Annotated in this window: 12 protein-coding genes; 4 read left to right on the top strand and 8 right to left on the bottom strand. The window is 69.2% G+C overall.

Translation table 11 applies throughout. The annotated features are described in order from the left end of the window. Positions 1 to 318, top strand: a 318-nt coding sequence (locus tag ACTHNC_RS08330) for a PfkB family carbohydrate kinase (RefSeq protein ID WP_440294134.1), incomplete at its 5' end; no start/stop codon positions are given. Positions 319 to 330: 12 nt separating this feature from the next. Here ACTHNC_RS08330 and ACTHNC_RS08335 read toward each other — a convergent pair. The 4 genes from ACTHNC_RS08335 to ACTHNC_RS08350 are packed head-to-tail and all read right to left on the bottom strand — an operon-like array spanning position 331 to position 2708. Beyond that, on the bottom strand, positions 331 to 672 hold the full coding sequence (locus ACTHNC_RS08335; RefSeq protein ID WP_440294135.1) for a type II toxin-antitoxin system PemK/MazF family toxin: 342 nt from the start codon (positions 670 to 672) through the stop codon (positions 331 to 333). Between the two features lie 15 nt (positions 673 to 687). Further along, entirely contained in the window at positions 688 to 966 is a 279-nt protein-coding gene (locus tag ACTHNC_RS08340) for a hypothetical protein (RefSeq protein WP_440294136.1), read from the bottom strand. Positions 967 to 1005: 39 nt separating this feature from the next. Beyond that, on the bottom strand, positions 1006 to 2085 hold the full coding sequence (locus ACTHNC_RS08345; RefSeq protein WP_440294137.1) for an NADH:flavin oxidoreductase/NADH oxidase: 1080 nt from the start codon (positions 2083 to 2085) through the stop codon (positions 1006 to 1008). A gap of 8 nt (positions 2086 to 2093) precedes the next feature. Next, positions 2094 to 2708, bottom strand: coding sequence for an HAD family hydrolase (locus tag ACTHNC_RS08350; protein ID WP_440294138.1), 615 nt, complete (start codon positions 2706 to 2708; stop codon positions 2094 to 2096). A 133-nt stretch (positions 2709 to 2841) separates the two neighbouring features. Here ACTHNC_RS08350 and ACTHNC_RS08355 point away from each other — a divergent pair, with 133 nt between their 5' ends. From ACTHNC_RS08355 to ACTHNC_RS08365, 3 genes are read left to right on the top strand one after another with little or no spacing between them, the layout of a single operon-like run. Continuing rightward, positions 2842 to 3747: an ADP-dependent NAD(P)H-hydrate dehydratase gene (locus ACTHNC_RS08355; protein WP_440294139.1), complete on the top strand. Its 906-nt coding sequence runs from the start codon at positions 2842 to 2844 to the stop codon at positions 3745 to 3747. Between the two features lie 11 nt (positions 3748 to 3758). Continuing rightward, complete coding sequence (locus tag ACTHNC_RS08360) at positions 3759 to 5210, top strand: hypothetical protein (RefSeq protein WP_440294140.1); 1452 nt, start codon at positions 3759 to 3761, stop codon at positions 5208 to 5210. A gap of 30 nt (positions 5211 to 5240) precedes the next feature. Continuing rightward, positions 5241 to 5552, top strand: coding sequence for a thiamine-binding protein (locus tag ACTHNC_RS08365; RefSeq protein WP_440294141.1), 312 nt, complete (start codon positions 5241 to 5243; stop codon positions 5550 to 5552). Positions 5553 to 5556: 4 nt separating this feature from the next. Here the strand turns inward: ACTHNC_RS08365 and ACTHNC_RS08370 are convergent, their stop codons facing one another. The 4 genes from ACTHNC_RS08370 to metX form a co-directional block, all read right to left on the bottom strand. Then, entirely contained in the window at positions 5557 to 6213 is a 657-nt protein-coding gene (locus tag ACTHNC_RS08370) for a response regulator (RefSeq protein ID WP_440294142.1), read from the bottom strand. A gap of 52 nt (positions 6214 to 6265) precedes the next feature. Continuing rightward, positions 6266 to 7408, bottom strand: coding sequence for a hypothetical protein (locus ACTHNC_RS08375; protein ID WP_440294143.1), 1143 nt, complete (start codon positions 7406 to 7408; stop codon positions 6266 to 6268). Continuing rightward, positions 7405 to 8571 carry a sensor histidine kinase gene (locus ACTHNC_RS08380; RefSeq protein WP_440294144.1) on the bottom strand — a complete coding sequence of 389 codons (1167 nt, stop codon included), beginning with the start codon at positions 8569 to 8571 and terminating at the stop codon, positions 7405 to 7407. The genes ACTHNC_RS08375 and ACTHNC_RS08380 overlap by 4 nt, the downstream gene beginning before the upstream one ends. Before the next feature lie 151 nt (positions 8572 to 8722). Beyond that, positions 8723 to 9928 (bottom strand): homoserine O-acetyltransferase MetX, encoded by a 1206-nt coding sequence (gene metX / locus ACTHNC_RS08385; protein WP_440294145.1) that lies wholly within the window; start codon positions 9926 to 9928, stop codon positions 8723 to 8725. Positions 9929 to 10090 lie beyond the last annotated feature (162 nt).

A 10090-nucleotide genomic window follows, 5' to 3' on the forward strand; every position in this document is an offset into this window, starting at 1 on the left:
GCCGAGGGCGCCGAACTCGCGGTGTGCACCCGCGGGGGACTCGGCAGCGTTGCAGTGCACGTCGACGAGGACGGCGAGCACTGGTTCGACGTCGGCACGGCCGAGGTGCGCGACGTGGTCGACACGGAGGGCGCAGGCGACGCGTACACGGCCGGCCTTCTGCTCGCTCTCGCCCGTGGCGCGACCGTTCCCGTCGCGCTCGCCGAAGCGGCGGCAGCGGGCGCCATCGCGGTCGGCACGAAGGGGCTCGGTGCCGTACATGCGGATGCGGCCACTGTGTCGCGACTCGCTTCGACGGTCGAGGTGATCGAGCGCTGACGGCGCGGTCGTTCAGAGATCGAGGATGAGGCGAATGCCCTTGTCGACGTCGGACTGAAGATATGGCGGTAGGGAGGCAACTCTTTCGGACAGCACGTCCTTGTCAACCGTCGCGAGCGCGGTGACGTTGACGACCGAGTCTCGAGGTAACCCAGTCGTTGCTGCGGGCAGAAAGACGTTTCCGGGATGGCCGGCGAGAGCCGTGTTCGACGAAATCGCTGCGACGACGACGGTAGACAGGTTGGAGCGGTTCACGTGATCTCCCTGAACGACGAGCGCGGGGCGCCGCTTGGCCAGAGCGCTGCCGGATGGCGCGCCGAAGTCGACCCAGTAGATCTCACCCTTGGCGATCATCGCAAGATGTTCATCTCAGTGTCGTGGGTCGTTGACAGACCAGTCGTCGTTTGCTGTTTGCGCGGCGAGTGTTGACAGGCCGAACCGCGCTGATTCGCTCTGTTCCTGCTCGACTGCCGCCCCCGAAGCCGCTATCGCGGCATTCATCCGAGCGGTGAGGTCGTCGCGGTCCAACTCACCGAGGTAGCTCTCTGCGGCACGTGAGTAGAACTCCGATCGGCTCATTCCGAGCTCCTTCGCCCGGCGTTCGACGCGATCGGACACGCGGTCCGGCACCGAGATGGCGGTCTTCATGCGTCGAGTATAACCCGGTTATACCCGTCATCGCCACCGTCAGCGCCAGCGCGCCCGCAGGTACTGGCCGGGCCAGTAATCGATGTCGACGCCGAGCTCGTGCGCCGCACGCAGCGGGAAATGCGGGTCGCGCAGCAGCTCCCTGGCGAGCGAGACCGCATCTGCGTGACCCGAGGCGACCACCTCGGATGCCTGCTGCGACTCCGTGATGATCCCGACCGCCGAGACGGGCAGGCCGGTGAGCTCCTTGATACGAGCCGCGAACGGTACCTGGTAGCCAGGACGTACCGGGATGCTCGCCGGCACGTTGCCCCCGGAGGAGATGTCGAAGAGGTCGGCACCGGCATCCGCGCACCAGCGGGCGACGGTGGCGCAGGCATCCACATTCCATCCGGTCGGCGCCCAGTCGCTCGCGGAGAACCGCACGAAGAGCGGCAGGTCGCCGATGGCCTCGCGCACGGATGCCACCACGCGCAGCAGAAGGCGGGCGCGGTTCTCGAGGCTGCCGCCGTAGGCATCCGTGCGCAGGTTGCTCACGGGGGAGAGGAACTCGTGCAGCAGATAGCCGTGGGCGGCGTGGATCTCCACCATGCCGAATCCTGCCGCGACGGCCCGCCGCGCCGCCTGGGTGAACGCGTCGACGATGCGGTCGATGCCCTCGAGATCCAACGCGTGCGGCACCGCAAGGCCCTCGTACGGGACGCCGGACGGTGCGAGCGTCGGCCATCCGCCCAGCTCGGCCGGAATGCTGCCCTGCCGGTCCTCGGGTTCACCCCATGGCGCCCACGTCGAACCCTTGCGGCCGGCGTGCGCCAACTGGATGCCCGGCACGGCACCCTGCGACGCCACGAACTCCGCGATAGGGCGCCAGGCATCCGCCTGCTCGTCGTTCCAGATGCCGGTGTCGCGGTCGGAGATGCGCCCCTCGGGCGTCACCGCTGTCGCCTCGGCGACCACCAGGGAACTGCCGCCCGCCGCGATCGAACCGAGGTGCACCAGGTGCCACGACGTCGGGATCCCGTCGCGGCCCATGGCCGAGTACTGACACATCGGCGCGGTGAAGATGCGGTTGCGCAGTCGCGTTCCACGCACCTCGATCGGATCGAACAGGCCGGGCACCGCGCGCCCTAGGCGAGCGACTCGAGGAACGCGCGCAGACCGCTCGCGCTCGTGAAGACGTGGCCGGTGATGCCGAGCGCCTCCGCGCCCGCCACATTCTCCGGCTTGTTGTCGATGAACACAGCGTCGGCCGCCTTGACGCCCAGCTCGTCGAGTGCGTGCTGGAAGATGGCGGCGTCCGGCTTCACGAGGAGCAGCTCGCCCGAGACGAACACGCGCTCGAACAGCGATCCGATGAGCCCTTGCCTGAAGTAGCTGCCGAAGTCGGCGCCGGCATTCGACAGCAGGGCGAGGCGCGTTCCGCCGTCACGCAGGTCGACGAGCACGTCGATGGTGCCGGTGTCGACGCTGAGCCAACCACGGAAGTCCGTCACCCAGAGCAGATGCAGTGTGCTCTCCGACCAGCGCGCGCCGGTGTCGGCCTCGACCCGTCGCCAGTAGTCGTGGATGCTCAGGGTTCCCTGGTCGAGCTCGGCGCGATGCTTCCAGTACGACGCCCAGAACGCGTCGCGGTCGACGCCGGCGATCTCGATGAGCGCCTCCCTGTCGGCCTCGGTCGGCGTGAGGGAGATGACCTCGCCGTAGTCGAAGATGACCGCTCGGCCGGGAAGGGAAAGGGACACTCGGGCCTCCTTGGGTGTGATCGGCGCTACGCGCCTCAACCCCGGCGTCGGCCTCGGTCATGCGAGCGAGCTCGCATGACACTCGGCTCTCCTTGGGGTGCATGTCAAACGCCTGCCAACCTATCGTGAAGGGATGAGCGACGACGGGGGATCGGTGTCGGAGGCGCGCTGGTCGCTGAAGGACTGCAGGCAGTGGATCGCCGTGCCCGGCGTGCACGACGACAAGTACAGCAGGGGCGTCCTCGGCGTCGTGACAGGCTCTGACGAATACCCGGGAGCCGCGGTACTGGGGGTTGAGGCGGCATCCCGGACCGGCGTCGGGATGGTGCGGTACGTCGGCGACGACGTGCCTGCACGTCTCGTGCTGCAACGCCGGCCGGAGACGGTGACCGCGCCAGGCCGCGTGCAGGCGTGGCTCCTCGGCTCGGGAATGGATGCCGCGCACCGCGACCGCGCCAACACGCACCGGCTGCACTCCGCACTGGAGCAGGAGTTGCCCGCCGTCGTCGACGCCGGCGCACTCGACCTGATCGGCTCGGCCGCCGGTCCCGTCGTGATCACCCCGCACTACCGCGAGCTCGCAAGGGTGCTTGACGCTCACGGTGTGGCGACATCCGCCGACGAGATCGCAAAGGATGCCCGCGCCTGGGCCGTGCGCGCAGCAGAGGCCACCGGCGCCACGGTGCTGCTGAAAGGACACGTGACGCACGTGGTTGCTCCGGGCGGGGAGCCGATCGACGTCTCGACCGGACCCGCGGCCGGATGGCTGGCGACAGCGGGAAGCGGGGACGTGCTGGGCGGCATCCTCGGCGCTCTCGTCGCGACCCACGCTGAAGCCATAGCCCGCGACGGACACCAAGCACTCGCGGCGTTGGCCGCGACCGCCGCGGCGCTGCACGGCGCCGCCGCGAAGGCGGCGACCGGCGCACACGACGGCGGACCGCTCATGTCGCTCGACCTCGCCGAGGCCATGCCGTCTGTCGTCGGGCGGGCACTGCGCGGAGGAGAGCCGCGGGGCCGGCACACCTCCGATCGATAGCATGAATCACTATGGCGACCGACACCGCGACCGATGCCGCAGGCCACGCCGCTGACGAGGCGCCGAGCGACGAGCGAGCGGGCGCAAGTCCCTCCCCGCGCGTGAGGGCGCTGCTGCTGATCCGGGGCAACGTGTACGCGCTCTGGGCCGCGTTCCTGTTCGTTCACGTCGTGCTGTGGCTGCTCGCCCTGTTCGGCGACGGCATGCCCCTCGGCGACGTCACCATCGTGTACCTGCCGTGGGCGCAGCTGGCCGAGCACGGGTACGCGTTCATGGGAGTGACCGCGCCGTGGGTGTACCCGCTTCTGGCCATGGTCCCTGTGCTCATCCCGCTCGTCGCGGGAGCCGGCAACTACGTCGTCGCGTGGCTCGCGATGGTGACGATCTTCGACGTGGTCGCCTTCGCCGTTCTGACCGCCCGCGGCCGCCGTCGTGCTCTCAACGCGGCCTGGTGGTGGCTCGCGTTCCTGCTTCTGCTCGGGCCGATCGCCGTCGGACGGCTGGATGCCGTTTCGGTGCCGGTCGCCATCGTCGCGGTGGTGTGGCTCGCGGCGAGGCCGCGCGTGGCATCCGTGCTGCTGGCGGTGGCGATGTGGATCAAGGTGTGGCCCGCCGGCATCGTGCTGGCCGCCGTGGTCGCGATGCGACGGCGCTGGCTCGTGTTCGGCTACGTGGTCATCACGAGTGTCGTGATCTCCATCGTCGCCATCGCGTTCGGTGGGGCATCCGACCTGTTCAGCTTCGTGACGCAGCAGACCGGTCGCGGTCTCCAGATCGAGGCGCCGGTCAGTGCGCCCTGGCTCTGGGCGGCGGCGCTGCACGCGCCAGGCGTCATCGTCTACTACGACCAGCAGCTGCTGACCTTCCAGGTGACCGGCAGCCGCTGGATCACCGCGACGAGCGCGGCCATGACGCTCGCCCTCGCGATCGCCGTGATCGTCATCACCCTGATCGGGGTGCGCGCCGTCGTGCGTAAAGCGCCGACCGCCCTCGTGCTGCCCCAGCTGTCTCTGGCGATCGTCACGGCGCTCATCGCGTTCAACAAGGTGGGTTCGCCGCAATACATCGACTGGCTGGCGGTGCCGGTCATCCTCGGCATCCTGACGGCGGGCAGGCGCTTCCTGACACCGGCGGTGCTCGTCGGGGTGACGGCGGCACTGACCCAGCTGTTCTATCCGTACCTGTACCTGCAGGTGCTCGACCTCAACGCCTGGATGATCGCGGCCGTCACCGCGCGCAACATCATGCTGTTCGTGGTGCTCGGCTGGGCGGTTGTCGCATTGTGGCGCACAGGAAGCGCCCGCAAGAGGGATGCCCGGCTGCCGCCCCCACGGGCGGCCGCCGAGGCGTCGGACACCGGGTCGTGGCCGCTCGCCGACGGCGCAGCGGTGCCGCCGACGGATGCCTCGCCCGCGCCGCCGCCCGTCGAGGAGCTCTTCCCCGACACGTCCCAGGCCAAGTGACCTCGTCAGACCGAGTGAAAGGAAACACCAATGCTCGTCGCATTCTCCGTCGCACCCAGCGGCACCGGTACTGAAGACGACTCGGTGCACGATGCCGTCGCCGCCGCCGTCCGCATCGTGCGAGAGTCAGGCCTCCCGAACCGCACCGACTCGATGTTCACCACCATCGAGGGCGAGTGGGACGAGGTCTTCGATGTGATCAAGCGCGCCACGGATGCCGTCGGCGCGTTCGGCTCGCGCGTCTCGCTGGTGCTGAAGGCAGACATCCGTCCCGGCCACACGGGCGAGCTCACCGGCAAGGTGGAGCGGCTGGAGGCCGCCCTGAAGGCACAGGACCGCTGACCCGTCAGTCGTTCTGCAGCAGGATGCCGTCGAGGATCGCGCGCTTGCGCAGAGCCACCTTGGTGCCGACGTCGAAGCCGGCGACCCGGTACTTCTCCCGGATGCGCTTGAGGTAGCTCTTCGCGGTCTCGTCGGAGATGCCGAGCTTGAAAGCGACGGACTTCACCGGCTCGCCCGCGCCGTACAGCGCCATCACGCGGCGCTCCTGAGCGCTCAGCTTCGGCGAGCCCGTCGTGGTCTGGCTGAGGGCCACGTCGAGCTCCTCCGAGATGAACGAGTCCCCGCGCATGGCCGTGCGGATGGCCTCGACGATCATGTCGGCCGTCTCGCTCTTCACGATGTACCCCTGAGCGCCGGCCGCGAGTGCCTCTCGCACCACATTCGGGTCGGAGTATGCGCTCATCAGCATGGTGCGCACGCCCGCCGCCTTGAGGGCCTGCAGCTTGATCGAGACGGGGATGTTGTCTTTGAGGTCGAGGTCGAGCAGAACGACATCGACGGGGAACCGCTCGTGCGTGAGCAGTTCTGGCCAGGTGGCGACGGCGGCGACCATCTCGATGTCGTCGGCGGCGCTCCTGATCCATTCGGTGAGCGCGGCCAGGAGCATCCGGTGATCGTCGACAATGGCGATCGTGATCGGACCTTCTTCGGTTTGCTTCACCTGTACTACCTTCTTCCGGCTCGTGCGTCGCGCTCCCACCGATGAACTTCACTCATCGATCGGCCGACGCGTCGACAAGGCAGTCCACCTCAATGCGCACCATAGCCGACTGCCCGGTCTCGGTGTATCGCCCCACTCTGCGAATAGCTTGCCACGCCGCCGGGTCGATCTGCCGTCGTGGGATGCCCGTGGCTTCGATCCGGATCTGCAGGCCGTGCACGTGCGGCCCGGCATCCGCACCCCGCCTGATGTGGATCTGGAGCGACGTCGCCTTCGTCGTGCTCCCGACCAGCAGCCAGATCGCGGAGAACAGCCCGTCGCGTTGCCGCGAGGAGAGCGACGCGGCGAGGCCGTCCGGGTCGTCGATCCTCGTCACAGGGTCGAGCACGGCGGACTCGGTGACGGCGTGGTGCAGCCAGGTCTGCCTCCGATCCTCGACGAGGTGCAGACGCAGCTGCGTCGCCAGAGCGGATGCCCGTGCCGCCGTCGCCTGGTCCAGCGGCAGTTCCGCACGCCCCGCCGCGACGTCGTCGAGCAGCCGCTCGGCGGCGAAGTCGAGCCGCTCGAGCTCCTCGGATGCGAGCATCCCGACCGAATAGTCGCTGCTCGTCGTGCTCTGTGTCTGGGCGATCTCGGAGTGGAACTGCACTATCGAGCGGAAGGACCGCACCAGCGAGACGCCCACGAGCGGCGGCGCGCAGGAGATCGCCACCAACGCGAGACGAGGCGCGACGGCCTGCGGGTCGCGCACCTGCAGGCCGAGCACGACGAGCAGCACGATGGCGAAGACGCCGGTGGCGAGCAGGATGTCACGCGGCGGCCTGGTGGTCACTGCCGAGGCGATCAGTCCGCCGACCCCGATGCACGTCACGGGAAGCGCGGTCGTGGCGCCCGGGTCGAACGTTCCGGCGAGGTCGAGCCCGACGACGATCGCGCAGGCTGCCATCAGCGCAGCGAACCGGGTCTGCTCGGCCTGCGCCTCGGCGGCGACGGGCACGATCCACATCAGAACGGCGACCACGACGAGCAGAGAGACGGCGGCGATGCCGAGGCCCATCACCGCGTACTGGCTCCCCCAGGAGAGGAATCGCAGCACGGAGGCGGCGACCAGCACGTCGGCGATCACCATGGTGCCCACCCGCAGGCGGCTGACGCCCGTGTAGACGTGGGTGGCGCGGGCGTCGAGCGTACTCATGCCTTCGGCACCTCCAGAACCACGGTGGTGCCCGACCCGGGAGCGCTGAAGAGGCGGGCGTTGCCGCCGACGTCGCGCACCCTGGCGACGATCGACTCGGTGAACCCGAGACGGCCTGGCGAGACGGCACCCATGTCGAATCCGATGCCGGAGTCCGTGACCATGGCCCTCACGGTCACGTCGTCGTCCGTGATCGTGACGTGCGCCTGCGTCTCCCCGGAGTGCCTTCGCACGTTCTCCAGGCACTCGGCGAGGGCGAGCAGAAAGGCATCCAGGGTCTCGGCGGGCAGCAGCACGTGGCCCGTGCCGTGCCAGGCGACATCGAGTCCCATCCGCTCGAAGCGCTGCTTGACCGTCTCGAGCGTGTTGCCGAGCGTGGACTCCTGAACCTGTCGCAGGCGATAGTCACCGGATGCCGCCGGATCCGGCGTGTAGCCGAGCCGCAGCTGTCGCAGCAGTACGGCATCCTCCGCAGCCTGCGCACGCAGCGCCTGCTCGCCGACGCCGCGCCCGGAGTGTGCGAGAAGAGTGAGCGTTGCCAGCACGGTGTCGTGCAGCAGCCGCGCGCTCTGCCGGCGCCGTGCCTCCAGCTCGCTCGCCTGCCGCTCGGTGCGGTATGCATCGCTCATGCCTTCGATGCGTTCGACCGTCTGCGGCACGATGCGGGCCACCCAGACGGAGATGCCGGTGCAGAACGCCCAGCTGGCCGTGGTGATGAGCAGGGCCGTCACGAGTTGGCCTTTGATCGTCAGCAGAGTCGGCACGAGCACCGCGACGACGATGACGTACCCGATGCCGAGGATGACGCGCCTGCGGGGCTCGGCGCCGAGGAGCAGCGCGCTGCTGGCGGATGCTGCACCGAGCATGGAGACCACGGCGGTCGCGGCCAGTCCGTCGGCAGCGCCGTCCAGTCCGACGACGACGATCCCGATGACGGAGGCGGCGAGGGTGACGACGACGGGGATCGGCGATGTGCGCCTTCGCATCGCGAACGCGGCCGCGACGATGAGGAGGCAGAGCGCGACCAGGCACGCCTCGTCCTCGATGTTCCCCAGCGCGCCGGGAACGAGCGCGCACACGAGTGCGACGGACGCGGTGAGGCCGCTCGCCGTGCTCGACGCGAACCCCAGCATACGGTCGCGTTCTTCGACGGTTCGCGTCATCGATCCTCCGGTGGCGGTGCGACCCGAGATGCGTCGCGCCCGGCTGCGCCCGTTGCGCGGCCGGGCGTGCTACAGACAGATTAGGACACCCGAGGATCTGTCGACTCGCCCTGTGGATGAGCGGACGACGCGGCGGAAGGCGGTGACCCGCTCAGGACTCCAGCAAGCGCTGCAGAGGCGGCCCGATGAGGTCGTCCTCGATGAGGAATGCGTCGTGCCCGAACGGCGAGTGGATGACGATGGGATGCGCGCCGTGGATGCTGTTCTGCAGCCCGGCCGCGATGATCCGCTGGCCGTCGACCGTGTACAGGCGGTCACTGTCGATGCCGAGCACGAGAGAGCGTGCGGTGACCGTGGCGAGCGCGGCATCCACTCCGCCCCTACCGCGCCCGATGTCGTGCGAGGTCATCGCGTTCACGACGGTGATGTAGCTGTTGGCGTCGAAGCGTCTCGTGAACTTGTTGCCGTGGAAGTCGAGGTACGACTCGACGGCGAAGCGTCCGCCGGCGCCGAGCGGGCTGATGCCGCTCTGCCAGCTGCGCGCGAAGCGTTCGTTGAGCTCGTTCGCGCTTCGGTAGTTCAGCAGCGCCATGCGCCGCGCCAGGGCGAGTCCCGCGTGCGGGCCGTCGCCGTCGTCCGCGTCGTAGTATCGGCCGGCGCGGAACAGTGGATCGGTGCGGATCGCCTCGATCTGCACGGAGTTGAGCGCGATCTGGTCCGCCGTGGAGAACGGGGGAGCGGCGATCACCGCGACCCGTTCCATGCGCTCAGGAAAGCTGACCGCCCACTCCAGCGACTGCATGCCGCCCATCGAGCCGCCGATCACGGCGGCCCACCGGTCGATGCCGAGCTCGTCGGCCAGCGCGGCCTGGGCGTTCACCTGATCGCGGATGGTCGTGAACGGAAAGCGCGGGCCCCACTCCAGGCCGTCGGGGGCGAGGGATGCCGGCCCCGTCGACCCCTGACATCCGCCGATCATGTTCGGGGCCACCACGAACCACCTGTCGGTGTCGACGGCGAGTCCCGGCCCCACGACGCCGTTCCACCAGCCGGAGGTCGGATGCCCCGGCGCGGCATCGCCCACGACGTGGCTGTCCCCGGTGAGCGCGTGCAGCACGAGCACGGCGTTGGCGCGATCCGCGTCGAGCGTGCCCCACGTCTCGTACGCCACGACGGCGCCCGAGATGGTGCGGCCGCTCTCGAACGACACCGCACCGATGCGGGCGAACCGGCGCTCACCGACCGGGTCGCCCTCGCGCCACGCGCCGGTTGCGCGGGGCTTGCCGAGAAGCGATCGCGCCTGCGCGTCGGTGATGAAGCTCGACGGCACGGTGTCTTCGGAGGTCTGCCAGTCCATGGTGGGTCAATTCTCGCGTGTGGCGGCGCCGGGCTCGCGCCGTGTTACGACACACCCTCACCGTTCAGGTCGCGGGATAAGGCCCGAGAGGCGCGCCCGAACAGGAGATTACGCGCCCACTACCGGGGGGTGGTGTTGGGGGGGGGGGGAACCAAAGGGCCC

Source organism: Humibacter sp., from assembly GCF_051954055.1.
Lineage (GTDB): Bacteria > Actinomycetota > Actinomycetes > Actinomycetales > Microbacteriaceae > Humibacter.

Excerpts from the sequence above, each read along its gene's own strand:
- ACTHNC_RS08335 (WP_440294135.1), bottom strand. The coding sequence starts at position 672 with ATGATCGCCAAGGGTGAGATCTACTGGGTCGACTTCGGCGCGCCATCC.
- ACTHNC_RS08340 (WP_440294136.1), bottom strand. The coding sequence starts at position 966 with ATGAAGACCGCCATCTCGGTGCCGGACCGCGTGTCCGATCGCGTCGAA.
- ACTHNC_RS08355 (WP_440294139.1), top strand. The coding sequence starts at position 2,842 with ATGAGCGACGACGGGGGATCGGTGTCGGAGGCGCGCTGGTCGCTGAAG.
- ACTHNC_RS08360 (WP_440294140.1), top strand. The coding sequence starts at position 3,759 with ATGGCGACCGACACCGCGACCGATGCCGCAGGCCACGCCGCTGACGAG.
- ACTHNC_RS08365 (WP_440294141.1), top strand. The coding sequence starts at position 5,241 with ATGCTCGTCGCATTCTCCGTCGCACCCAGCGGCACCGGTACTGAAGAC.
- ACTHNC_RS08375 (WP_440294143.1), bottom strand. The coding sequence starts at position 7,408 with ATGAGTACGCTCGACGCCCGCGCCACCCACGTCTACACGGGCGTCAGC.
- ACTHNC_RS08380 (WP_440294144.1), bottom strand. The coding sequence starts at position 8,571 with ATGACGCGAACCGTCGAAGAACGCGACCGTATGCTGGGGTTCGCGTCG.
- metX (WP_440294145.1), bottom strand. The coding sequence starts at position 9,928 with ATGGACTGGCAGACCTCCGAAGACACCGTGCCGTCGAGCTTCATCACC.